This window comes from Halanaerobium congolense (assembly GCF_004366375.1).
Classification (GTDB): domain Bacteria; phylum Bacillota; class Halanaerobiia; order Halanaerobiales; family Halanaerobiaceae; genus Halanaerobium; species Halanaerobium congolense.
Window position 1 is genome coordinate 11280 of record NZ_SOEF01000028.1, and the last position, 26059, is coordinate 37338.

At 38.3% G+C, this 26059-nt stretch carries 20 protein-coding genes, 1 pseudogene and 1 riboswitch; of the genes and pseudogenes, 1 reads left to right on the forward strand and 20 read right to left on the reverse strand.

Features of this window, described 5'->3' with window-relative positions:
- Positions 1 to 6: 6 nt before the first annotated feature.
- The 16 genes and pseudogenes from C7954_RS10075 to C7954_RS10140 all read right to left on the reverse strand — a co-directional run bounded on the left by C7954_RS10075 (position 7) and on the right by C7954_RS10140 (position 20626).
- Positions 7 to 1764: an alpha-amylase family glycosyl hydrolase gene (locus tag C7954_RS10075; protein WP_134059901.1), complete on the reverse strand. Its 1758-nt coding sequence runs from the start codon at positions 1762 to 1764 to the stop codon at positions 7 to 9.
- Between the two features lie 58 nt (positions 1765 to 1822).
- Positions 1823 to 3145 (reverse strand): glycosyltransferase family 4 protein, encoded by a 1323-nt coding sequence (locus C7954_RS10080; RefSeq protein ID WP_133505802.1) that lies wholly within the window; start codon positions 3143 to 3145, stop codon positions 1823 to 1825.
- Between the two features lie 55 nt (positions 3146 to 3200).
- A complete protein-coding gene (locus C7954_RS10085; RefSeq protein WP_089656092.1) occupies positions 3201 to 4043 on the reverse strand; it encodes a carbohydrate ABC transporter permease in 843 nt (280 codons plus the stop codon).
- Complete coding sequence (locus C7954_RS10090; RefSeq protein ID WP_089720430.1) at positions 4037 to 4903, reverse strand: carbohydrate ABC transporter permease; 867 nt, start codon at positions 4901 to 4903, stop codon at positions 4037 to 4039. The genes C7954_RS10085 and C7954_RS10090 overlap by 7 nt, the downstream gene beginning before the upstream one ends.
- Before the next feature lie 61 nt (positions 4904 to 4964).
- On the reverse strand, positions 4965 to 6284 hold the full coding sequence (locus C7954_RS10095; protein ID WP_089656090.1) for an ABC transporter substrate-binding protein: 1320 nt from the start codon (positions 6282 to 6284) through the stop codon (positions 4965 to 4967).
- A 201-nt stretch (positions 6285 to 6485) separates the two neighbouring features.
- Positions 6486 to 7487, reverse strand: coding sequence for a LacI family DNA-binding transcriptional regulator (locus C7954_RS10100; RefSeq protein WP_089656089.1), 1002 nt, complete (start codon positions 7485 to 7487; stop codon positions 6486 to 6488).
- A 261-nt stretch (positions 7488 to 7748) separates the two neighbouring features.
- Positions 7749 to 8873 carry a Wadjet anti-phage system protein JetD domain-containing protein gene (locus C7954_RS10105; RefSeq protein ID WP_134059903.1) on the reverse strand — a complete coding sequence of 375 codons (1125 nt, stop codon included), beginning with the start codon at positions 8871 to 8873 and terminating at the stop codon, positions 7749 to 7751.
- Positions 8845 to 13329: a coiled-coil domain-containing protein gene (locus C7954_RS10110; protein WP_133505804.1), complete on the reverse strand. Its 4485-nt coding sequence runs from the start codon at positions 13327 to 13329 to the stop codon at positions 8845 to 8847. Before C7954_RS10110 ends, C7954_RS10105 begins: the two co-directional genes overlap by 29 nt.
- Positions 13307 to 14086, reverse strand: a complete 780-nt coding sequence (locus C7954_RS10115; protein WP_073160476.1) for a DUF6063 family protein — start codon at positions 14084 to 14086, stop codon at positions 13307 to 13309. The genes C7954_RS10110 and C7954_RS10115 overlap by 23 nt, the downstream gene beginning before the upstream one ends.
- Position 14087: 1 nt before the next feature.
- Entirely contained in the window at positions 14088 to 15578 is a 1491-nt protein-coding gene (locus C7954_RS10120) for a hypothetical protein (protein ID WP_073160478.1), read from the reverse strand.
- Positions 15579 to 15722: 144 nt separating this feature from the next.
- A complete protein-coding gene (locus C7954_RS13700; protein WP_166635504.1) occupies positions 15723 to 15863 on the reverse strand; it encodes a hypothetical protein in 141 nt (46 codons plus the stop codon).
- 74 nt (positions 15864 to 15937) lie between these two features.
- On the reverse strand, positions 15938 to 16561 hold the full coding sequence (gene wrbA, locus C7954_RS10125; protein WP_089656085.1) for an NAD(P)H:quinone oxidoreductase: 624 nt from the start codon (positions 16559 to 16561) through the stop codon (positions 15938 to 15940).
- 291 nt (positions 16562 to 16852) lie between these two features.
- On the reverse strand, positions 16853 to 17968 hold the full coding sequence (locus C7954_RS10130; protein ID WP_134059905.1) for an aminotransferase: 1116 nt from the start codon (positions 17966 to 17968) through the stop codon (positions 16853 to 16855).
- 42 nt (positions 17969 to 18010) lie between these two features.
- Positions 18011 to 18676: a nickel-dependent lactate racemase family protein gene (locus tag C7954_RS13925; protein ID WP_476729748.1), complete on the reverse strand. Its 666-nt coding sequence runs from the start codon at positions 18674 to 18676 to the stop codon at positions 18011 to 18013.
- 48 nt (positions 18677 to 18724) lie between these two features.
- Positions 18725 to 19263, reverse strand: a pseudogene (locus tag C7954_RS13930) (lactate racemase domain-containing protein); the annotation flags it as partial.
- Between the two features lie 112 nt (positions 19264 to 19375).
- Positions 19376 to 20626, reverse strand: a complete 1251-nt coding sequence (locus C7954_RS10140) for an adenosylhomocysteinase (RefSeq protein ID WP_073160486.1) — start codon at positions 20624 to 20626, stop codon at positions 19376 to 19378.
- Positions 20627 to 20885: 259 nt separating this feature from the next.
- Here C7954_RS10140 and C7954_RS10145 point away from each other — a divergent pair, with 259 nt between their 5' ends.
- Positions 20886 to 21401, forward strand: coding sequence for a TlpA family protein disulfide reductase (locus tag C7954_RS10145; RefSeq protein WP_134059907.1), 516 nt, complete (start codon positions 20886 to 20888; stop codon positions 21399 to 21401).
- Between the two features lie 119 nt (positions 21402 to 21520).
- Here C7954_RS10145 and C7954_RS10150 read toward each other — a convergent pair whose 3' ends face one another.
- From C7954_RS10150 to C7954_RS10165, 4 genes are all read right to left on the reverse strand, one after another.
- Positions 21521 to 22834, reverse strand: coding sequence for an NCS2 family permease (locus C7954_RS10150; RefSeq protein ID WP_073160490.1), 1314 nt, complete (start codon positions 22832 to 22834; stop codon positions 21521 to 21523).
- A 186-nt stretch (positions 22835 to 23020) separates the two neighbouring features.
- A riboswitch (purine riboswitch) is annotated at positions 23021 to 23120 on the reverse strand.
- 83 nt (positions 23121 to 23203) lie between these two features.
- A complete protein-coding gene (locus C7954_RS10155; RefSeq protein ID WP_073160492.1) occupies positions 23204 to 23617 on the reverse strand; it encodes an OsmC family protein in 414 nt (137 codons plus the stop codon).
- A 101-nt stretch (positions 23618 to 23718) separates the two neighbouring features.
- A complete protein-coding gene (locus C7954_RS10160; protein ID WP_073160494.1) occupies positions 23719 to 24132 on the reverse strand; it encodes a DUF134 domain-containing protein in 414 nt (137 codons plus the stop codon).
- A gap of 87 nt (positions 24133 to 24219) precedes the next feature.
- Positions 24220 to 25566 carry an FAD-dependent oxidoreductase gene (locus C7954_RS10165; RefSeq protein WP_073160496.1) on the reverse strand — a complete coding sequence of 449 codons (1347 nt, stop codon included), beginning with the start codon at positions 25564 to 25566 and terminating at the stop codon, positions 24220 to 24222.
- Positions 25567 to 26059: the final 493 nt, after the last annotated feature.

The window sequence follows — 26059 nt, forward strand, 5'->3', positions numbered from 1 at the left end:
AATTAATTACCCCCTGGCTTTTAACCATCTATTTTGGTATGGAGTTAGCTTTAGCTTTAAACTATCATTTTCAATTTTATAATCCTCTTCTGTAATTATATCTCTTAACAGACTTCCATTTTCAGCTTTAAATAAATCTGCTTTAAGCTCTAATTCAACCGTTTCAGCCGAAACATTGCTTAGAGCTGTAATCCTCTGCTCAGCCTCACCCCGCTGAACTGCAAATACCTTCTGGTTAAGATCCAGTATTTTCTGAGGACTATCTGGAGCAAAAGCCTTATTTTCCTGCCTCAGCTTTAACAATTCTCTATAGCTGTCAAAAACCTGTTTTCTAAATGAACCCTGCTCGTTTAACTCACTTAAAAGCCTGTCCCGGTCCAGTTTTTCTCTGTTAATTCTTCTGTTTTCCCCACTTTCTTCTACACCCTGCTGATAATTTTCGGATCCCAACAACGAATGAAGATAGATTCCCGGTACACCCTGCAGGGCCAGCATAATTGCCTGAGAGGCCATAAACTGTTTAACCTGTAATTCAATTTTTTTATCCTGATCTCTAACTGCATCCACATAGCTGACATTTATTTCGTAAGGACTTTTCGAACCATCAGAATTGGTTTTATAGGAGACCAACCCTCCTTTTGCTTTAACTTTTTTAACCACATCTTCAATCTGATTTTCATTTAAAATTCCTTCTACAGGCCTCAACCCAACACCATCATGAGAGGCTAAGAAATTGAAATAATAATTACCTGCTTCCAGCTCCTCTAAAGAAGCAGCCCACTCAGTCAGTTTGGAGGCATCTTCCTCTAAAAAGCTGTATAATACAAGCGGCGGCAGGGTAAAGTTATAGACCATATCTGCCTCATCTACACCCCTGCCAAAATAGCTGATATTTTCCTCATGTGGCACATTGGTTTCAGTTAAGATTAAGGTCGTAGGAGCTGCCAGCTTGAAAATTTCTTTAAAAAGCTGGATCACCTTATGAGTTTCCGGCAGATGAATACAGCTGGTGCCCATTTCCTTCCAGAGATAGGCAATCGCATCCAGGCGAATTATCTCTGCTCCCTGAGCTGCATAAAATAGAAGCACATCAATTATTTCTAAAAGAACTTCAGTTTCTTTAAAATTTAAATCAATCTGATCTGGACTAAAAGTTGTCCAGACATGTTTTTTGCCGGCTGCAGTCTCAACTTCAGTCAGCAGCGGTTTGGCACGAGGTCTGGTGACCTCAGAATAATCCTTTTCTGGATCCGCCTCAATAAAATAATTGGCATATTTACCTTCCTGTTCTTTAAACTTTTTAAACCATTCACTTTCTGCAGAGATATGGTTGATTACTGCATCAAACATTAAAGAAAAGTTTTGTTTGAGGGCTTCTATATCTGACCAGTCACCAAGCTCAGGATTAACCTTTTTATAATCAATCACTGCAAAACCATCATCCGAAGAATACGGAAAAAAAGGGAGAAGATGAATGGTGCTGATGCTTTCTTTTAAATAATTTTTAAAAAATTCATTTAAAGTCTGCAGTGGTGCTTCTCCCTCACTTTGGATATGATCTCCATAGCAGATCACCACACTGTCTTTTTCTGTCAGCCGGGCGGCATCCTGTTCCTGCTCCCTCAAGTCAGGATGTTTTTCAGCAAAATCAATTATAAATTCCTCAAGTCGAGGATAAAATTCTGCTGTTGTTTTTTTATCATATATAAAATTTAATTTCTTTTTCAGTTTTTCTCTGCTTGATTTTGGAATTTCAAAACTCATAAAATCACTCCAGTTATTTTTTTATTCTTATCTGCTTATAAGCTTACAAATTCTTATGCTAAATTAATTTTTCCAATAACTCTTCTAAACGGCTGTAGGATAATTCTGCAGCTGCGATTTCAAAATTTTCTTCTACAGTCTGCTGGCGGTAATCCTGATCTTTTAAATATTTTAAAGCCTCTTTTAAAGCAGGCTCAAATTTCTTTTCTGCTATCTTAATATAGCCGTCTTCTCTTTTCTGATACTCTGAGCCCAGGGAAGCCAGGTTTAGGTTGTATTGCTTAATATCACTCTTAAAAACCGGATATTCGAAAACAACCACCGGTTTTTTTGCAAAAAGTGCTTCTAAAAGCTGATTTCCCCAGCCTTCTTTAATACTGGTATAGGTAATTAAATCAGAAATTACATAGCTGTCCCAGAGAGAATAAATTTTCTTTCCTCCTCTGGCTGAACGCTGATGGGCAAATAAATTATTGGCCCAGATAATTTCTACCTCACTTTCTGCAGCCTGCTGCTTTAAAAACTGAATATAATTCTCATTTTCTTCTGTCAATCCAGGCAGCAGAAAAACAACCCTGTTTTCACTGCTGAACTCTCTTCCATCATATAGTTTCCCCTGCAGCTTCTGCTGCTGCAGCCTGGCAGTAAACTCTATAGCCAGCTCTACTGCCTTTCGCTCTGCAATTCGGGTTGCATGCAGTACAACTATATCATCTTCTTTGATACCCAGTTTAGATCTCAAATCCTCATTATACGGATCAGATTTCCATAAAGGCTGCTTAAAATCAAAAACATTGGGCACTACAGTCGCTTCTAGTCCTTTTCTTTTTTTAAGCTCCTTTTGAGCAAGTTTATTGATTACTACGTGCTCTATTTCTTTTAGCCGGGGCGGAAAATATTCTCCCAGAATATCATTTACAAAATCACAGACCGGACTGCTGTATAAATCTCTTTCCCAGTAAAAGTCATGGTGGTGGGCAATAGTTTTCAGCTTTAATTTTTCTATAACCTGCTTAAAAGCTATCGCTGCCGGTAGATTCCAGCCCAGGGAAAATATATTATTGGGAATTAAAAGTTCAATTCCCGCATTTTTGATTTCTTTTTCCAGCTTCTGAGCAATTTGAGCTGCCTCAGCCTCAATCTCAGCCTGAAACTCTGCTTCGGAACTGTAATCTTTCAGACATCGATAAGCATTATCAACAAATTTAAGATTTTTTTCATTTTTATAAAATAATTCTTCAATCTGAATTTCAGCCTCCGGAGTTCCCGAGATATAGACTACCTGATGCCCCATTTTTTCTAGAACCAGGCGCCATTTGTCCATTTCTAAGGAAACTCCATCAGTCTGACCGGTCCGAAAATGTGCCAGAGCAATTTTCATTATCAAACCTCCAATACTTTTATCACTGCATCTTTAATAAGCTCACAGCATTTGTTTATTCTTTAACTCCACCAAAAGTTAAACCTCCAGTAATAAATCTCTCAACTGACAGAAAGAGGATAATTACAGGTACAGCTGTCAGAACAGATGCTGCCATCATTCTACCCCAGACATAATGCTGTGTATAGAATAACTGATTTAAACCAAGGGGCAGCGTTCTTAAACTGCTGGAATTGATAAATACGGAAGCAAATAGATATTCGTTCCAGGCTATCATAAAAGCATAGATAAAGACTGAAACTATGGCCGGTGCAGAAAGTGGAAGCACAATTCTATAAATAACCTCAAATCTGCTGCAGCCGTCAATAATCGCCGCTTCTTCTATGCTTTCCGGGATTGTTCTAAAATAATTTCCCAGCATATAGAGAGAAACAGGCAGGGTCTGAACTATATAAGTTATTATTAGTGAAGTTCTGGTATCAAATAAGCCCAGTTTGCTGATCATTTGAAACAAAGGAATCACCAGTAAAACTCCGCCAAACATATAAACCATTAAAACTCCGCGCTGAATTACTCCCCGACCTGTATATTCAAGTCTGGCAAAACTGTAAGAACCAAAAATAGCAATTACTATTCCAATCCCTGCCGAAAGGAAGGCTACAATTAAACTGTTTTTAAAATATATTAAAAACGGAAAAATTTCGGGATTTAATACTCCCTGGTAATGCTCAATTGTCGGGTTATTGGGAATAATTTTCGGCGGCAGCTGAGTCTGTTCAACATTCGGCTTCAAGGAAGAACTGATCATTGTTATAAAAGGAATTAAAACAAAAGCCAGGACAGTAATTAACAGTACAACAAATATTATTTTACTTCTAATGCTTTCTTTCCCTACCATTCTAACACCTTCCTTACATAGAACATAATAAAACCTAAAACAAAAACAAATAAAATAGCAGATATTGCTGCTGCCTCACCAAAACTGTAAGTTGAAAAGGCTTTTTCGTAAATATAGACCGGCAGAACCTCGACTGATGAGGATAGAAGATAGACTTCCGAAAATTTATAGAAGTTCCAGATTGTGCGTAAAATTACCAGAGCTCCAATTACAAATTTTAGTTCAGGTAAGGTGATATATTTAAATTTCTGCCAGATTGTAGCTCCATCAACTTCTGCTGCCTCATATAAGGTATCCGAAATGGACTGCAGCTCAGCTAAAATCATTAAAAAGGCAAAGGGAAAATTCCGCCAGATATTAAAGATTATCACTGCAAAAATTGCATAACGCGGTGATTCAATCCAATTAATATGCTGAGGTAAAATACTTAAGACATCCACCATAATATAATTAAACATTCCAAAAACGGGATTAAATAAATACTTCCAGCCAAAAGCGGCTGAGATTACAGGTGTTACATACGGTAATAAGATTATTCCTCTAACAATGGCTCTCCCCGGAAATTTACGGTTTAATAAAAGTGCGACCCCCAGGCCCAGTAGAGTTGTGCCAATAACAGTTGTAGAAGTAAAAATTAATGAAGTTCGAAATGAAATCCAGAAGTCAAGATCAGTTAAAATATTAATGAAATGACTTAAGCCTATAAATTCATTAGGCATAGTTGGATTCATATTTACATCATGTACACTCAACCAGAGATTATAAAATACTGGATAAATAATCAAACCACCTATTGAGAGTACGGTTGGTAAGATCAGCCAATAACCAAGTTTTGCTTCCTGATCTTTTTTAATCTGCATAAGCTTCCTCCTTTATTTTTCAACCCTGCTGTTTTCAGCAGGGTTGATTTAATTTTTTTAATTAATCAAGAGCATCCTGCATTTCATTGTGTCCCCATTCGGCTGCTCTTTCTGCTGACCAGCCTCGCTCTGTCATTCTCATTATTGTCTGACCGACTATAAACTGACTGGTTATATTACCAATTTCAGGAAATACTCTTCCGCCAACATAACCAAATTTACCAATACTGTTTAAACCACTGGCTATCCGAGCTGATTTTTCACCCCAGACTTCCAATAATTCGTGTTCTAAATATTTAGGATCATTTGCAATTGAAGGACGAACTGGATTCATGCCGCCTGGTGCCATATGGAGGAAATCAATATAGTTTTCTCCGGTAAGCAGGAATTCAGCAAATGTTTTGGCTCCCTCTAATTTTTCTTGATCTTCAGATTTAATAAATGTCAAACCATTGATCTGACCAAATACTGCTTCAGTTTTATGCTTCATAGTATTAGCAAAGTTTGTTTTGTCTACTAGATTTTCAATTATTGCTCCCTGTTCTCCAGCATAATCTGTTGCCTGCAGACCAATATCATCCATAATATAGGTAGAATACATCATCATCGGCACCCGACCGGCTAAATAGAGATCACGCGCATCACGCCAGCCATTAGGTCCTGGAGGTGTGGTTTCAGCAAGTTCTGCATAAAATTTTAGAGTTTCAACCATTTCGGGAGAATTGAAAACTAAATTTCCCTCTTCATCAAAAATTCTGGCATTATTGGACAGCGCATATTGAGTAAAGGTCTGTCTTGCATAAGCATCTTTATTTGTACCAATCACTATCCCATACTGCTGTTCCTCAGGCTTATAAAATTCTTTAGCTGCAGTCATGATACTTTCCCAGGTTGTAGGTGGTTCAAGTCCTCTTTCTTCAAAAAGATCTTCGCGATACCAAATTCCCTGAACCCAGCCGTGAAATGGTACCCCAAAATAACCTCCAGCTGGATTAGAAAGCATTTTTAAAGCACCATCATAAATATCCTCTTCACCAATTCTATTGACAACATCATTAACTGCCTCAGAATCAAGCATTCCTTCTGCTCCTAAATTAAGGATGTTTTCTGCTCCTACCTCAATCATTTGCGGTAGGCGACCGGCAGCCATACCAGAAGCCAGTTTGGTTGGAATATCATTTTCCTGAACGGTAACCAGTTCAATTTGATATTGATCCTGCTGTGATTCGAAACGAGCAATTAAATCATTAATTACTTCTACTCTTTCCTGTTCAGTTTGAGTAGTCCAGTATTCAACAGTTGTCTGCGCAAAAGAAGTGGCAGTAAATACAAATACCAGCACCAGCAATAACGAAATTTTAACTAAGGCTTTTTTTCTCAATTTTAACCCTCCTAAGAATTTTTAAATAATTTTAAGCAAACAAACTCCTACTCCTCTTAACTGCTGTAAAAAATCACCTCCCTACTATCTGCCAAATAAGTTGGTCAATCGTTTGACTAAATTGGTAAAAAACTGCTTCTCTTTCATTATTTATAATTTCAGGCTAATTAAAATTAATAAACCAGCCTAAATCATCTTAAATTAAAGCCTCCTGACAGAAGCTCTTTTTTTCAATTCACAGGATAAATATATTTTTTTCTCCTCTAACTCTTCTCCATTGATTACTTTATATAACATTTCCATTGACCGCCAGCCCAGCTCTTCTTCCGGCTGAGAAATTGTAGTTAATTCTGGATCACTGGCTAAAGAAATTATATTATTATCAAAACCAACCACCGAAATATCTTCGGGAACTTTAAGCCCGGCTTTTTTGACAGCTTTGATTGCTCCAACTCCCATTTCATCACTGGCAGCAAAAACAGCTGTTATGGAATCATCCTTTTTTAAAATTTCTTCCATCGCTTTAATACCACTTTTGAGCTTAAAATTCCCTTCAACAATAAGTTCTTCTTTTATTTCTAGATTATTATCGCACAGTGCCTGCTTATAGCCCTGAATTCTGTAGAGCCCTGACTCTTTGTCATTTGCATTACCACTGATCATAGCAATTTTTTGATGACCATTATTAATCAGGTATTTTACTGCCTTATAAGATTCTTTAACATTATTGATATGAACAGATGGCAGATCCTCCTCTACCTCTCGGGCCACAACAACTGTCGGAATTTCAGTTTCTCTTAAAAGCTTTCTGCAGCTTTCAGGCATCCGGCCGCTGGCAAATAAAATTCCATCAACCTGTTTTTCTTTGAGCAAATTGATATATTTTAACTCTTCTTTTTCCTGACCCCCGGTAGTGGAAATAATCAGGCTGTACTCATATTTACTGGCTATATTTTCAATTCCACTGGCCACTCTGGCAAAATAAGTATTGGCAAGATCACTTATAATTAACCCGATGGTATTTGTTTTTTTAGTTACCAGACTGCGTGCAATTTGATTGGGCTTATAACCTAAATCTGCTGCAACCTGAAAGATTTCCTTTCTGGTTTCTTCACTTGCCTTAGGGATACCATTTAAAACTCTGGAGACTGTTGATTCAGTTACTCCAACTTTTTCTGCTATATCTTTTAGTGTAACAGCCATTTTCAATACCCCATTTATATCTATTATATAATACCAGGAAATTATACCTGATGGTTTGTTGTGGATAATATTTATAGTTTCATAATTTCCGCCATCAACAAAATTTAACCTTACTATATTACAGATTGTCCGAAGGACATTTTGTTCTAAAGTTCATTGATTTTAAACAAATTATTTTATTTGATTCATTAGTTTTAATTATCTCACTATTTCGATTTATTTTTATTATAATACTATTTTTTTAATTAGTCAAGCGTTTGACTAAAATTGATCAGAATTTTTTTTATAAACTTCCAGTGTCACAAGCTCCTGCGGCAGCCTGAGATCATTTTCCCAGGCCCGCTGCAGCTCTGCAGCCAGATCATTATATCCTCCAGCTTCAAATTCTATCAATACCTCCGCCAGAACATTTTGATTTTTATTCTGCCGCTTCCGACAGGGATAAAATCTCTCACTCTCCTCCAAAAGCAGCTGATAATATTCTGCCAGCAGTTTAATTTTAAAATCAGGATATTTATTTTCCAAACCCACATAAATTGCCAGCCCTTCTGGATCCAGGTCACCTGCATAATAGATATTTAGACCATTAAGCAGCTGCTGCCGCTGACTGTAATTATCGTCTGCTGCCTTAAGCCCCAACAGCTCCTCTAGAAAAGAAAAACTTCTGATTATCTTTTTGCCCTGACCATAAATTACAGTATCAAAATCCCGAGCAAAAATATCAATCCCTGCTGCCAGGGCTTTTTTGGCACCGATAAAAGCTGAATGGTTTTCCATAATCAAAATATTATTGATCTGAGTTGGATCTTTTGTCCAGTAAACAAAAAGATGATTGTACTGCTGAGCCTTTAAGTCAGCCAGGCTCAATTTTAAATTGCTGAGGAGCTTCTTTCCTGCAGTCCGGCTTAAATATTTTTCATCTGCAAACAGCTCCAGGGAGCGCTCCTCCCGGCTGGTCCATTCCCGCTCGGATTTATTATTTAAAAACTCAGCCAGTCGAGAAAGCTGCTGCTTTAACTCCCCTGTCTGCTGAGCCGGCCTCTTAAGATAATAGCTTAAGTTAAGCTGACGGGAGAGCTTTAAAATAACTTTATCTGACCAACCTGCCGGCTCTTCTTTAACCAGACTCCAGCGCTTTTTAAGCCGGGGCTGCCGCTGATTGAAATCAGAACTTTTGATTGCTCTAATTTTTTCTTCAGCTTCCATCTTTTTTAAAAGCTGATATAAATTCTGATAACCACCGGCTGCCTGATAGGCAGAAGCTCCTCCCAGTCTAGCTTTAATAAAATTTTCTAAATCAGCAAGCTGAAAGCGCAGCCTGTCCTCAAGCTCATTTCTTTTATATTTTTTAAATAATCTAATCCACTTTTGCTCGTCTTTCACCATAAATCACCTGACCCTGTACAACTCCCTGGTTGCGCTCGGTATCACCTATCTCTAAGGCCCAAAAAACCGGGAAGCGCTCACTAATTTCAGTTTTGATAATCTCTGGAGCAGCAAAGGCCACCAGCTGGAAATTAAGCTTATCGGCAATTTTGAAAATTGGATCCAGCACATGGGCTGCCGAAGCCTTGCCAAAAGGATTATCAAGGAAAAGAACTGTCCAGGGATTTGATTTGTCAAAACGCTGTTTTTTGTAATTTAAAAGCATCATCATCATAAAAGCATTGATCGAAAGTGACTGACCACCACTTCCCTCAGGTCCATTTCCCTTGCCCTGAATCACCGATTCCCAGTCAGAATAAAAATAATCCTGGGGACGGGCATGGAGAAATTCATTTTTTTCAGTCATTTTATAAACCTGGAGCACCGGATAGCGGCCGCGCAGCGCTCTTGAGAAAAGAGCTGCATCACCACAGTATTCCTTCAGTTTATAGTCCGGCAGCTGCTCAACATCGATTTCCTCCCGGTTAAACTTATTGATCAATTCTAAGAAATATTCCTTCAGCTCTGCAATTACCTCCTGTTCATCATCAGGCAGCAGATCATCCCGACGCAGTCTGACTAAGGGAAAAGCAAAACCCCGCTGATTGTGGTAGACCATATTGCTGATCATTTCCTTCATAGAGGTAATCAGCCGCATCACATGGATTGACGAGCGCTCGGCCCACTGCTGTCTGGCCTCTTCTGCCTCCGTTTTGTTGCGGTCAATCGTATTCAGTTCATTATTTATATATTCCTTAAAGGAATTCAGCATCTCATAGTTATACTGGTAGTCACTGGCTCTAAAATTATGGAGCAGCTTTTCGTTGATACTGTTTTTTAAGGTAATATTTTCTACCACATCTTTGACATCATTTTTAAAATGATAAAAATTATCTTCAGTCTTTTCTCGAAGAGATTTAAGCTTATTTTCAATACTGCGATAATCATTTTCCCAGCTTTCAATTACTGCTGCTGGTGAATCTTTAAGTTCCTCTTTAATTCCAGCATTAAGCTCACCCTTTGCTGCCTCCAGCTGGTAATATTGAAGCTTATTGGCCAGATTATTATGGGCCTGCAGTTTTTCCTGATAATTTAAAATCATTTTTTCCAGTTTGGAAAGATAATCTTTATTCTCACTCAGCTCTTTTTTAATCTCCAATTCCTTAACTTTAAGTTCTACATTATCCCAGCTCTGAACCGAACGCTGAAAACGCTCTTTAATCTCAGCCGCCTTTTCCTCAAGCTCATTTTCCCTTGTCTCCAGCTGACCGCGGCGGACTAAAATTTCTTCCTTCAAACTCTGAGCTTCTTTTTCAGTCTTTTTAAGCTGCTCGTTTATTTCCTCCAGAGCGGTTTTGAGCTGGCTCCGATTTTTAAAATCATAATCCCGCTCCTCCCAGTCAGCTGCCAGCTGAGTTAATTCAGTTTTTAATTCATTAATTTCACTTAAAAGTTTCTGCAGGCTCTCTTCTAAATATTTGAGCTCGGCTGCTCTTTCTTCTTCTTTTTTTTGAAGAGAAATTATCTTCTCATAGTTTTGATAACTATTGTGCTGCCGAAAAGCAAAAAGTTCAGGATACTGCTCTCTGGGCGAAATATTAAGCTCATCTTTTTTGAATTCACTTTTAAGCTCAGCCTGCTGATCACTAAGCATTTCATTTAGACTGCTGGTGAATTTCCGATAAGCCTCAAGCCAGTTCTCATAATTATTTTCCAGCCTCAGCTCTTCTTTCTGTTTCTTTTTCTGCTCAGTTTTATTTTCAGCAAGCAGTCCGTCCAGATGCTCTATCTCAGCCAGTGCCTGCTGATAGCTGCTTTCTTTTTTATCTAAATCTCTTTTTGCCTCCAGATATTCTCTAACCTGCTTGCGATTTTCCTTAAGTTCAGTCAGCTTTTTTTCTTTTATCTGATATTCCTGCTTCAAGGCGCTGATCTTTGCCGCTGTATTTTTGAGCCTCTGCTCATATTTTTTGATCTCAGCCTGCAGGGATTCCAGCTTAGATTCTTCTTTTTCCAGTTTAGTTTTTATCTCAGCTGCTGATTCTGCTGCCAGCATGGTCTCTGCCCGGTAGTTGAGCTGATTTAGATTTTTCAGCTTCCGCTCAAGAATAGATATTGTCTCTCTGATCTCAGCCTCTTTACTTTGCAGACCGCTGAACCACTGTTCAAAATCATTTTTATTCTCGATAAAATTCTTTTCCTTACCTGTCAGCAGTTTAAAGGGCAGTTCAGAATCACTACCATCCAGCTGGTGGTTGATAAAAATCGGCACAGCAAAGTGAGAAATTTCAGCTAAGGAAATATTGGCCTTAATCTTCTCCCAGTCTGACTTATAAACTACCACCAGTCCATAAGGCAGCAGCGGATAATCCTTTAAATATTTTTGACGATCCTCTACCAGCTCAAATAAAAATTCACTGCCATAATAGACGCGAATATCAAGCTCTTTAATCTTCTGGTAGAGTCTTTTCTGCTCCAGACTGGCCACCCAGTATTCTCTGTCATTTAGATTTAAATCAAGCTGGAGCTCAAATTGATCTGCATTCAGCTCCTGCAGACTTTCCTCTTTTTCGTTAATCAGTTTTAAAAGTTCATTTTGCTGCTGCTGCAGCCACTGCTTGCTGTAAAATTCTTCAAACCTGTCCAGATTTAAGCTTTTTATAAGCTGAGAAAACAGCTCCTCCTCAGCCTCTTTCTGTTTTTTAAGCTCTTCCTTCAGATTTTCAACCACTGTCTCCTGAGCCGCTGCCTCAACTGCAGTCTGCTGTCTTTGACCCTGCAGTTTTTCTTTCTGCCCTTCCTGTTCTTTTAAGTTTTCTTCCAGTTTTTCCAGTTTAGAATCTAACTCAGCTGTCTCATTATCGAGATTCTGCAGCAGATATTTTGGTGTTTCCAGCTCCAGCGGATTAAAAAAGTGAGCCAGCTTCTCCTTTTCGGCTTCAACTTTCTGCTCCTGATGTTCGTATTCTAACTTAAACTGCTGCTCATCTCTAATTTTTTGTTCTATCTTATTTTCTTCAGCCTCCAGCTCTTTCAGCTTCTGCTCTAAATATTTCTGATAGGAATAATAATCGGCAGCTGACTCTTTAACTTTAGAATTTAGCTCATCTATTTCTGCAGCTGTCTCCTCCTTTAGCTGCCTGATTTCTGCTTCCAGCTCCTTAAATTCTGATCTCTCTTTCAGGGAATTTATCTTATCTCTTTTGCCCTCAGCCTCACTTTCGAGATCTTCTAATTTGAGATATTTCTGGTTCAGCTTTAACTGTAATTCTTCTTCCCTCAGCTTTTCAAGCTGCTTATTTAATTTCTGCTGCTCAGCCTCTGCCTCTTCCTGTTCTGCCTTAAGCTCATTTAAAGCCCTCAGCTTTTTAACATATTTTAAGTTCTCTGATTCAAAATTAAGCTCTCTGATCCTGCTTTCAGTTTTTTTCTTTTCCCGCTGACTGCGGCGGAGCTCATTTTCCAAAAAAGTTCTGCGGTCTGCAATTCCGCGGAGATAATTATTACCCCGCTCTCTGATCATCTCTCTGGTTTCTTTAAGCCTCAATCCCTGTTCGGCATTACTCAAGAGAGGATCAACCATCTGAGAGAGAGTTTTTAAATCCTCACGCCGGGATAAGAGTTCAGGCAGGTTGCGGGCAATCTTTACATTATCCACAAAAATATTGAGCAGCGAATTTTTCTCCCGTTCATTGTAATAGCTGATGCTTTCACTGACAGCAGGAATAATCAGCCGATCAAAAAGGGCTTTATTATCCTTAGCCTGAGAAAAATATTTCTCCAGGCCACCCTCACTGCGGTTGATATTTTTCATGATCTCCCACTCAGAACGGTAAATACCATGGCTGCTTAAATACTGATAGTATTCTGAGTTGAGGCTGGAAACTGCTGTTTTTGAATATTTGATAAAATCAGCCCGATTCTGATCAATAAATTCTTCCAGCCGTTCATATCCCAGCACCTGATCACTGCTTTTAGTATAGAGAGGAAGATTAGTCAGGCTGAAGCGGCTGCTGCCCTGGTATTCATGGGTGTAGAGAAAATATTTTAGGCCCACTTTTCCTTCTTCATCAGTTGTGCTCTGCTGTTTGTGGGCGGAAACACAGATTCCAGTTAAAAGTTTTTTATCCTCACTGCCATCAAGCCGCCACTCCAGCACCACATGGAAGGTATAAGGCTGGAAGACCTGGTAGCGGTCATAAAACATTCCTTCCAGCTTATTGCCATTCCGCTTACCCCAGGCTGTTCCGGGGAGCAAAAGTTGGGAGATTAGCTGCAGCATAACTCCCTTACCACTCCCGTTCTGCAGGGTAAAAAGGCTGTGGTCAGATTCTAGATCAAAAATTGAGTTGCGGTGCTGTTTTTGAAAACCATCATATTTGTTACCTGTAATCCTAATTTTGCTCAGTCTGGGCATGCTGATTTTCCTCCTCTATCTCTTTTCTGCTTGCTAAAATTAAGTCCATAAATTTATTGTAGCGCTTCTGGCTGTGGTAGAGCTCATCTAAGCGTTCATAGAGCTCTGCCTTGGGAATCAGCTTCAGCTCATCACTCTGGTCAATAATCAAGCCCTGTTCACTTAAAGGTTTCAGCGCTGTATTGATAAAAGAAAGGCGGTTACCCTTAGTTCTCGTTACATCCACCTTCTCATTTTTATTTAACCTGTATTCACTGAACTCTGTCAGCCAGAGCTCAGCCACCTCTTCCACGGCAATTGACCAATTTTGGGTAAAGCTTTCATCTTCTTTTTTGCGCTCCAGCCAGCTCTCTAAAGTTGCAGTTACCAGGTCAGAGAGGCGGTGATAGGAAATCCCTTCTTCCTCCCAGCGAATCCGGACATGACTTTCTTTATCAATTTCAGCCAGAAAAACTGAAATAATGATATTGGCCAGATAAAAGTAGCGCTTCCGCTTTAAGCCGGAATATTTTTCTTTCATCTGAGTATAGGAATTGGCAAAACTTGAGCCTCTGGCCTTTGAGACAAGGTGCACATTTTTAGCTGTTGAAAAAACTCTTAGACCTGCCTCAGCTGCCATGGTGTTAACTATATTATGTATTTCACTGTTAGTTCTGTACTTTTCAGCCAGTGGATCGGAGACTGAAAGAATCTCATTTTCTAATAATTTAAAAAATAGGGCGGCTCCATTTTCGAGTTCTTCCTGTTTAAAGGCCATTTTAATCTTCCTCCAGATAAATTTTATAGGGTGAGATGATAAACTGATCAAGTAAATTTACTTTTTTACTGCTGCCTGTCAGCCTGGCAGAAATTTTTCTGCCTTCCAGTTCAGCTAATTCAGGCTCGACTTTTACTAACTTATTGAATAAAAGCAGCCGTTCATCCAGGCCCGGATACTCTTCCACAATTTTAAGTTTGATATCGGTAATAATAAACATCATAAACAGCTCCAGATTAAGCTGTTGACTGAGCCATTTTTCCTTCTGCTCTGGACTAAGCTTATTTAATGCTGACAGCTTAAATTCTCCTTTTTTAAAAAGCTCAGTAAAAACATGCTGCCAGAGTTCAACCACCAGCCCCCAGTCTATTTCCCGCTCCGGTGCTGACTCAATTTCCAGAGTTGCTATTTCGCCTTCACTCTCTTCGAGATAACTGTAAAGCTGCTGTTCTGACCAGGCCCAATCTAAAGGAAAAATAAAGTCCTGCTCCGGTGAAAAAAGTGGATTCAGCATTTTTTCTAAATCATCGATTTGGGGTAGTCCTGATTTAAGTACTGTATTCTGCCAGAAATCTTTTTTGAAACTCAAGCGCGAAGTCTGCCAGAAAATATCGGGATTTTCCCGCCGCAGCTGCAGCTCCAGTGATAAATTGGAAACTGTGAGCTCTGCCAGATAATCATGGAGGGACCTTGCCCGCTCCAGTTCTTCAAATAAGAGTTCTCCTTCTTTCTGATCAGCATTTTCAAAAGTATCAAGTCTATCCCGCCAGACAAAGATATCACTGAAAACTTTCTTTTCTTCTTTAAACTGTTCTCTGACCTCGGCCTCTGTCCGCCGGCGCCGTTCTTTATAGGCAGAAAAAATCAACCCCGGGTTGCGCAGTATATCCTCCCGCCAGTCCTTTTCCTTTTTGATCAGATTACGGACCCGGGCAATTAAGTTGCTGACACTGCCCTTTGCTTCTTTAAAATTACCATTTTTAATCAGCTGCAGAGTGTAGAACTGCTCTAAGTCAAAACCGAATTCCTGCAGAATTTCCCTGGTAATAAAAATTATCTCCTGTGAAATCTCAGAGAGCCTGTAGACTGTGCTCCCACCTTCCTGCCAGTTTGAGGCCTCCCGGTCCGGAATTAAATAGCGGTATTTAAAATCTTTAAAGTCACCGGCAGTCTCATCATAAATTTTGACATGAAAATATGACTGCTGTTTGGGATCCCCAGAGTAGAGAACTCCATCTACCAGTCTTTCGACTTCTTCCATATTTATTTCTAAACGCATTTCTTTTAAAATTTCAACTGTCAGCTGGAGTAAATCACTGCGGCTCCGCTGCTCGTTATTATTTATCTCACGCTTAAAAACTTTTAGCAGAAGATAAAGAGAGATCTGGTGGGAATATTCGTTTAAGCTACCTGCATCCATCCCCTGTCCCAGTTCTGCTATTGCTTTTGTCTTTTTTAGGCGTTCATTTAAACCAGTATTTGCTCGATCCATAAAACCCTCTCCAACTTTATTAATTTATATTTTTTAATAATAGTTCCAGGAACTTTTGAATCCCTATGGCCACCTCGTTAATTAAATTATATACCATTTTCATTAAATAAAAAAGCAAAACAGCCTCCAATTTTAGAAAGGCTGTTAAATTAAAATATTTATTATTTTTGGCTTGAAATACAAGTAATCCTTATAGACTTTTATTATTTTTTCAACAGGTTCAAATTCTTTTTCATCTGGCTCTTCCATCGGTCTGCCAACCGGCATTTGAGTTCCAAAGTCCATTTATGATATGAAAAAACCCCAGCTGCTGAGGCCAGGGCTTTTAGAATATATTGGAATAAGAATTGGTTGCTTAATTAATAAACTTCTTTAATACCACTAGCTACCTTAGCTACTCTTTTAGCGAGTCTTCCTGCCATTTTTAAATCGCCATCTGTTGGCATTTTGCTGCCATCACCAGCTACAGTAGAAGGACCATAAGGTGTTCCACCCTGAGTTTTGTATTTGTTTAGTTCAGGATTTTCGCTATAAGGTGAACCAACAAAAATCATACCAAAGTGAAGCAGTGGAATTAAGGATGTTAAAATAGTACTTTCCTGACCACCATGAAGAGTGTTAGTACTGCTCATAATACCAGTTGCTTTCCCTTCTAGTGCACCTTCAGCCCATAAACCACCAGCAGTATCTAAAAACTGTTTAATTTGTGCCGGCATATTTCCAAAACGAGTTGGAATACCCCAAACTATTCCGTCAGCCCACTTTAGATCATCTAAAGTAGTTTCTTCTACATCTGCCTGAGCTTCCTGTGCCTGAACATAAGCATCCTGAGCTGACATTGCTTTTCTAGCTGATTCTAGTTCGGGAATCTTACGTAATTTAACTTCATAATCATCATTTTCTGCTGCTGCGTCTGCTGCTGCCTTAGCCATTTGATACATGTGGCCATAAGAACTATAATATGTGACTAATAATTTTGTCATTTTTAAATACCTCCTGAATATTATCTTTGCCATAACTTTAATTTAAATATACTTTATAAAATTCATAGTTTACAACTCAGAATTAATTTCAAAAAAAATATTGAGAGGAGAAAAATATCTAGAATAATCCTGATCAGCTTATCTGTTTGATCACATTTTTTATAATACTTCTTCTTCAACTTGTAAATTATTAATCCGAATTTTTATTTACTAATTATAAATTATCATCTATAGAAATAACTTTCTGTATTATTGATTACAATTCCAAAATTAAATTGAGCACACCGGTAGTTACACCTGTTCCCGTAAAAACTCTTTCAGCAGTGCCAAACCTGTTTTTAATTCTTCTTCATTACCAGCAAAACCAATTCTAATAAAATTTTCTCTACCAAAAGCAATTCCAGGCACAACTAAAACTCCCTTTTCCTGAAAAAGCTTTTTAGCAAAAGTTTCAGAATCTAAATCCAAATTATATTTAATAAAAGCGGTAGTGCCTCCATTAGGCTTAATATACTCTACCAGATTTTCCTGTTCAACCCAACTGTCAACAATTTCTAGCTGTTTTTTTACCTTTTTCAGATCTCTCTGCAGCAGTTTTTCCTTGTTTTCCAGGGCAACTACCGAAAGATAATCAGAGATCATCGGATTTGAAATAGTAATATAGTCTCGGTGGAGCTGACAGTTTTCAATTACAGCTTCCGGACCAGCTATCCAGCCAACTCTCAAACCAGCCAGCGAAAAGATCTTAGACATACTACCAACACTAATCCCTTTCTCATAAAGATCAGCAATTGAGGGAATCTCCTCTTCAAGATCAAATCCGCGGTAAACCTCATCTGCTAAAATATAGGCATCAACTGCACGAGCCATTTCCACTATTTTTTCTAAAATTTCTTTGTTCATTACCACACCTGAGGGATTATTGGGATTATTAATCGCTATCAGCTTTGTCTGCTCACTGAGCAGAGATTCTAATTGTTCCAGATCAGGCAGAAATCCATCTTCATACTGCAGTTCTAATTTTTTTACCTCTGCTCCAAAAGACTCGGGGATTGAATACAGCTGCTGGTAGGTTGGAAAAACTGAAACTATCTGGTCTCCCGCTTCCACCAGAGAGTAAAGCAGCAGGAAGTTAGCCCCAATAGCTCCGTGTGATGGTAAGATATTTTGTGGCTCAATTGTTTGATAAAGTGAACTTACTCCCTTTTTAAAGCCTGCTGAACCTTTAATATCACCATAAGTCAGCTGCATCTTTTTTATTTCTTCCAATCTGAGCTCCGGGTCATCAGCCAGATTCAGCAGTTCCTCAACTGTTAAGGATTCTACACAGGTTTCTGCAATATTATATTCAGCATCCACCTCATACTCGTTCATCCACTCTTCTACTTTAAATGCTGCTATTTTCATTTATTTACCTCCAATTCATTGAATCATTACGTCAAATCTAATTTATTTTGACTCCACTATAGGCACTGTTAAACTTCCCTGAGGCAGGATATAGCTTTTATAGTTTCCGTAATATTTTTCTTCTAGATATTCAACTGCTTCCTGAAGACTATTCATCTTTTTAGCAAAAATATTTTCTGTCTCAGCTCGGCTCAGGCTGGAAATTAAAATTATTTCTTTTTCAGCTGCCACCTTAGAAACAGCAAAAGCTTTGTGACCACCTAGTACGAATTTTTCTTTAATCCGCTCAATATTTACTTCGGGTTTTGCTGCCTGATCCATCCATTTTCTAAAGCATTCTTCACCATAGCCTTCAGAACATTCTGCAGCCCAGATGATCGTTCCCCCCTTTTTAACAGCATGATCTGCGTGATCTAAAGCTTTTTGTGCCTGATAGATATTTATATCACGAGGAAAGCCACCTGAACTGACCAGAGCAGCATCAGCTTTTTCAGCCAGAGGTAGATGATACATCTCGGCTGAGGCTGCAATCCCAGCTTCCCAGGCCTGACGGTAATCACCTGCACAGACCTGGACTATTTTGCGGCTGCTGTTAGTGACAACATTGAGTATGAAATCAACTCCAACTTTAGCTGCCGCCTCAAACATCTCCCGGCTGATCGGATTATCTTCTAAGGCAGGATTTTCTGCTGTCACTTCAACCATCATCGCATGATTATTTTCGATACTTTTCCGACCTGCTACTCCGGGTAAAATTGACTTACGGCCACCAGAAAAGCCGGCCATGTAGTGGGTAAAATTACCCCAGTTGTAATTAAAAAATCTGCCTCAGCTGCTCTTTTATTCAGCAGCAGTTGATTCCCGGTGCTCAGCTGACCTAAGTCGCTTAAATCCTGATCACAGTTATGGTAAACAAACTCATATTCAGCAGCTGCCTCACCAAATATCTCCCTGTTTTGAGCTGCCGAATGAGGGCTGTGAACTCCGGTGGCAACAATAAATGTCACCTGTTCTTTTTTAATTCCCGCTTCAGCAATAGTTTTCAGTAGAGGTGGAAGCAGATAATTATAAGGAGTATAGCGGGTTACATCATTAACTACAATTACCAGCTCATTAATTTCCTTAGCTGCTAAAAGATCCGCCAGAGCTGCGGTAGCTATTGGACTTGTCAGAGCTGCTTCCACTGCTGCTTCTGGATCCTTTATTCCTGTTTTTTCATCTGCTGTTAATATATCAATTACTCTGCTGCTCTCAATTTCAAATTCCAACTCTTTTCTACCATACTTTAATTTCATTTCTGCTATTATTCTCCTCAATTCTCATTTTTTGTGACTTATTTCTTTTGTGACTTATTTCTTTTGTACCAGGTACAAAAAGGCCTTTTTGTACCTGGTACCTATATATATCTTAATTCTCCCAGCTGTTAATATATGCTTCCTGTTCTTCTGTCAGCTGATCAATCTCTATTTCTAAAGACTTTAGTTTGTATTCTGCTACCATATTATCAATATCATCCGGTATATTATATACTTGAGCATCCAAATTCTGATTGTGGTTTAAATAAAGCAGTGAAGACAGCTGTAAAGCAAAGGTCATATCCATAATCTCTGCAGGGTGCCCATCACCAGCAGCCAAATTAACCAAACGACCATCAGCTAAAAGATAAATTTTTCTCCCATCTGCCATTTCAAATTTCCTGATATTTTTTCGCGCTTCACTAACCTCTACTGCCAGTCTATTTAAGTCTGGTTTGGAAACTTCAACATCAAAGTGGCCTGCATTGGACAATATTGCTCCATCCTTCATTACTTTTAGGTCTTCTTCATCTATCACATCTCTGCATCCGGTAACTGTGATGAAAAAGTCTCCCTTTTTGGCAGCTTCCCGCATCGGCATTACTTCAAAGCCATCCATCCAGGCCTCACTTGCTTTAACTGGATCAATTTCAGTGACTATTACTCTGGCACCGAGGCCCTTGGCCCGCATGGCCACACCTTTTCCACACCAGCCGTAACCAGCTACCACAGCAGTTTTCCCAGCAACTACCAAGTTGGTGGTCCTCATAATTCCATCCCAGACAGATTGACCTGTACCATAGCGATTATCAAAAAGGGATTTGCATTTAGCATCATTAACCGCCATCATGGGAAAAGCTAAAGTTCCCTCACTTTCCATTGCTTCCAGACGGTGAATCCCGGTGGTTGTTTCTTCTGCACCGCCGATAATATTTTCTAAAAGCTCTCTGCGCTCGGTATGTAAAGTCTCAACCATATCTCCACCGTCATCAATAATTAGATCCGGCTCAATATTTAAAACCTTATTTAAATGCTCCTTATATTCTTCCGGAGTTGCATCATACCAGCTGTGAACCATAACTCCATGAGCTGCCAGCCCTGCTGCTACATCATCCTGGGTGGAAAGTGGATTGCTGCCGGCAATTGCTACATCTGCTCCCAGCTGACTGATTACATAAGCCATATAGGCAGTTTTAGCTTCTAAATGGAGACAGATTGCTACCGTTTTTCCTGCCAGCGGCTGTGAAGCCTGATGTTCTTTTAAAATTTCATTTAAGATATCCATCTTATCAGCCACCCACTGAATTTTCCGCCATCCCTCTTCTGCCAGCTCAGGTTTTCTGAGTGTTGATAGATTAATCATAATTATTAACCTCCTAGTTATATTTTCTAAATTAGTTCTGAGTTGCTTTTGAATTAATTCTTCTGTATTAGTCCAAATTTTCTCTTATTTATATTTTATCATAGATAATTAGAATGAAAAGAAAAATTATTCAAAAGTACTCTAACTTCAGCTCAGCTAAATTATTTTCTGAAAATACGATTAAAAACTGGAAATTTGAGTATTTTACTTATATAATAGATATTAACTCAATAACTTTGAATTTAATTGGAGGGAAAAAATGCAGAAAAAAATTTCAGTATTTTTAATAACAGCTTTATTGATAGCAGGATTTTCGTTAATTAATCTGCAGCAGTCAACTGCTGGAGCAGCAGAAGTGGGTACAGAAATTGGGATGAAGGCTCCTGATTTTAGCTTAACGAATTTAAATGATCAGAAAGTTAATTTGAGTGACTACCGCGGCCAAAAAGTTTTTCTAAATTTTTGGGCCAGCTGGTGTCCTCCCTGCAGAGCAGAAATGCCGGATCTGGAGAAATTGAACCAAAAATACGGAGCTGAGGTTGCTGTTTTGGCAGTCAATATTGGTGAAAGCAAATCAACAGCTGCTAATTTCATAATGGAAAATAAATTGAATTTACCGGTACTTTTAGATATTGATAAAAAAACTGCTCAAAATTACCTTATAAGAGCAATACCGACCACCTATATTTTAAATGAAGATGGAATAATTGTTGAAAAAACTTTTGGAGCTTTAAGCTACCAGAGTATGCTGAAGCTCACCGGGATTGAAGAATAAATTAGATTTTTAAGAAAAACTAACTTTAAAAAGTAAAATAAATTATCTCAAAAAATAGTTAAGAGCAGACCCCTATTTAAAAGCGGGCCTGCTCTTTTTATCTGCAGTCTTAATTTTGATTAATGGAAAACAAAGTAGAATACAAAGACTACACCTAAAACATAGACTAACCAGTGAACATCTTTACCTTTACCTGTAAATAGTTTAACTAAAGGATAAACAATAAATCCAAGAGCAATACCATTAGAAATTGAATAAGTTAAAGGCATCGCAATCATTGCAATAAAAGCAGGCAGAATTTCTGTAAAGTCATCCCAGTCCAGTGCTGTAATATTAGTCATCATCATTGTTCCAACTATAATTAAAGCTGGTGCTGTTGCTGCTCCGGGAACTATAGCAATTAAAGGTTTAAAGAATAAGGAAAGGAAAAATAAAATAGAAACAACTACACCTGTTAAACCTGTTCTTCCACCTTCAGCTACCCCAGATGCTGATTCAACATAAGTAGTAACTGTACTTGTTCCAAATAAAGCTCCCCCTGTGGTACCAATAGCATCTGCTAAAAGAGCGCGACTTGCCTTTGGCAGATCACCGTTTTCATCAATATAACCGGCCTGCTGACTAACTCCAACCAGAGTTCCTGCTGTATCAAACATATCAACAAAGAGGAAAGAAAGAATAACTCCGATCATTCCTACATTTAAAGCTGCCCCAATATCCAGCTGAAATAATACACCTGACCAATCTGACATCTTAGGCATGGCAACTACTCCATTAAAAGCAGGGGTAACTCCATTAAACCAACCAAATACTGTAGAAGCTAAAATACCCCAAAGCAAAGCTCCCTTTACCTTTTTAGCATGTAAAATCCCTGTGAAAATTAAACCAAATAAGGCAACAAGAGCTGATCCTTCTAATAGATTACCCATTCCAACTAAAGTAGCATCATTATTAACAACTATTTCTGCATTCTGCAGACCAATAAAAGCTATAAAAAGTCCAATACCGGTACTGATACCAGTTTTTAAGGCCATAGGAATACTGTTGACTATCATTTCTCTAACTGGTGTTACACTTAAAATAATAAAAATAACACCTTCTAAAAATATAATACCAAGTGCTGCCTGCCAGCTAACTCCCATTCCAATAACTACAGAATAAGCAAAAAATGCGTTAAGGCCCATCCCAGAAGCAAGTGCAAAAGGATAGTTACTCAATAAGGCCATTGCCATTGTACCTAAAACTGCACCCATGATAGTTGCAATGAAAACTCCATCAAAAGGCATACCTGCATCACTTAAAATAGTTGGATTGACAAATATAATATACGCCATTGTCATAAAGGTTGTAAATCCAGCAATCACCTCTGTTTTCACATCAGTATTATTTTCCTGCAGTTTAAATAAATTTTCTAAACTCCCATTATTGCTCATAAAATAAATACCCTCCTAATTTTTTAAAAAAATAAATTAAAATAGAACAAAATCCACCATTTTCAGATTAAATAAAAAAACCTGAGAAAATAGATACCCCAACTACAAGGAATCTATCTTCTCAGGTTAATCTGCCCATTAAGATAAAACATGAATTACATACATGTAATAAATTAGCCATATAAATAGCTAATTCAATTCCCCCATAGTTGTCAGTTATCGGCTGACACTAGAGACTTGTGAACCATATCATCACAATTATATGAGGTCTATTTAGTTTTTATTAATTTTTAAAATAATAATCTATTTTATTTCCACTTATTATTATAGATAAAGTTGAGCTGCTTGTCAATGAAGTTTTAATTTTTTTTAGTCAGTCTGCTCAATCTCATAAGTTGAAGTTATTTCTGCGTTAAGTGAGTTGCTGGCTGAACAGTATTTTTCCTCAGAAAGTTTTATTGCCCTCTCAACTTTCTTTTCATCCAGTTTTTTACCTTTTAATTTATATTTAATTTGGATTTTAGTAAAACGCTTTGGAGCTTCTTCTGCTCTTTCGGCCTCGATTTCCATCTCAAAATCTTCTAATTCAGTTTTCATCTTATCTAAAATTAAAACTATATCAATTCCAGTACATCCCGCTAAGCCACCGAGCAGCAGTTCCATCGGTCGAGGTCCCTTATTCTGACCTCCACTTTCTTCGGCTGAATCAACAGTTAAATCATGTCCTGAAGGGAAATGATTATTAAATTCTAATCCTCCCCGCCAATCTACATTCACTTTCATTCTGCTCCTCCTTTTAAATTATCTATTTAAATTATTTAAGCGATAAACTATCAGAAATATCTTTAGTCTGGTTAAAAATAGCTTAAAGTTAACTGAAAAACTTAATTTTCACCCTTATCATTATCAACACAATCCCGACAGGGTTCTACTTTCCTTCTTTTACCATGTCGATGGGCTCTATTTCTTCCCAATTTCTTGCCGCATTCCGGACAGTGACCTGGTTTTACCAATCTATAATCCCCACCCTCAAATTTAATTGCCTTACCACAGGTTAAAGCTTCTGCTGCTTTTTTTCTAGCAGAAGTTAAAACTCGCTGAAAAGTCGGACGAGAAACATTCATTAGTTCTGCCGCTTCTGCCTGAGTTAAACCTTCCACATCCTTTAAACGCAGTGATTCGACCTCTTCCATAGTAATTTCAACTGTTTCTAACTGATGAGCCGGAACTCCTGCTGGTTTAAAAAATCTTATCTCTGGTAATTTTTCTATAATTCTATCTTTTGTTGGACGAGCCATAGTTTTCACTCCTGTTACAATTTATTAAAGTATAGTGAAACACTTTATTACTATTTATTATAACAGATCAGCAGTCAAAGAACAAAATTATAATTTCTTTTCAGCTACCATTCCTAAAATAGCTACAGCATCTTTCGGGCCTGAAAATGGTGGAGCATAAGCAAGATCAACCTGGAAAAGTTCATTAGCTGTCATGCGGTTATAAATGGCAGCTGCTAAAACATCAATTCTTTTATCTGAGCCATCTCCGCCAATAACCTCTGCTCCGACAATTACTCCGTTTTTTCTGTCAAAAATACCTCTTAAGTGGATATCATCAGTTCCGGGATAGTAGCTGGCATGATTATGGGCCTTGACTTTAACTGCAGCTGCATTAATTCCTTCAGCCTCTGCCTCTTCTAAATCCAGACCGGTTTTAGCAACTGTTAGATCAAAGACTTTGGTAATCCCAGTTTTTAAAATTCCATAGTGCTTTGCTTCTCCTCCAGCTGCATTTTCTCCAGCAGTTCTTCCCTGCTTATTAGCTGTTGATCCCAGTGGTACCCAGACATCTTTATTTGTCAATAAATCTTTTGATTCGGCACAGTCACCGACAGCATAAATACCCTTGATGTTGGTTTCCAGCTTTTCATTTACTTTAATTGCACCAGTATCTCCAACTTCAATCCCAGCTGCTTCTGCCAGCTTTGAATTTGCCTTAACTCCAATTGATAAAAGAGCTAGGTCTGCTTCAATTTCTCTGCCGGATCCGGTTACAACTTTTGCCACTTTTCCTTCACCTTCAAAATGATCAACACCATCACCTAAAATTAACTCAACACCTTTTTCTTTTAGATGGTCTTCCACCAGGCCTGCCATTTCTTTGCTGAATGGTGGCAGTACCTGATCCTCAAGCTCAATAACTGTAACATCCATTCCTAATTCACTGAAGGATTCTGCCATTTCTAATCCAATTAGACCGGCTCCAATGATTACCGCCCTCTTAACATCATCTCTTTTTACAGCATCTTTTATTTGATCAGCACTTTCCACAGATCTGAGTGTGAAAATGTTTTCTAAATCGATTCCCTCAAATGGTGGTTTAATTGGTGCTGCACCGGTAGCAATAATCAGTTTATCAAATTCGTACCCACCTTCTTTTCCATTTACTAAATTCTGATAATAAAGTATTTTTTCATCACTGTCTATTTCAGTTACTTCATGTTCTAAACGAACATCAACCTTATATTTTTCTTCAAAATCCTGAGCCGTATTCATCACTACATTATAGCGTGAAGGTGTGACTCCAGAAATATAATATGGAAGGCCACAGCCAGCATAAGAAATATCTCTTCCTTTTTCGAAAATGACTATTTCTGCATCCTTATTGGTTCTTCTAGCTTTAGCAGCAGCACTTGTACCTGCTGCAACAGCACCGATAACTGCAATTTTCATCTCAAATTCCTCCTGTTGGAAAATTTTATAATAAATTAATAATTCTTAAAAATATTAAATTGAAAATAAATAACTCAAACTTCGCACATATAAAAGTGCTTTTGCTCCTTGAAAATTCAATATTATTTAGCAAAAAAACAGCATGAACGCCCCGTTTCTGATATAATTGAATAGCAAAAAACAGAAAACATCGTGGTAGATCTCACCTGGATTTAGGCTATACATATGCTTCTAGAAATTTTTGTAACTACCATTAAGATAAATTATCTTCTACCACTCTAAAAAGAGTATTGTTAACAGTATTTTCTGCTGGTTGAGAAATAGCTGCCAGATTCTCAAAAGTTTTCTTTAAAGAGCAGCTGATAAATCCTGAAGGTAGGTGACAGTCCAGATCCTGCTTGACCCTCCTCGGGGCAAGCCCTCGAGGATTCCTGCTTCTTAGAAGTGGTAACCCACCATCTCCACAGGCTTAAAATCCTGTTAGCCCAACAGT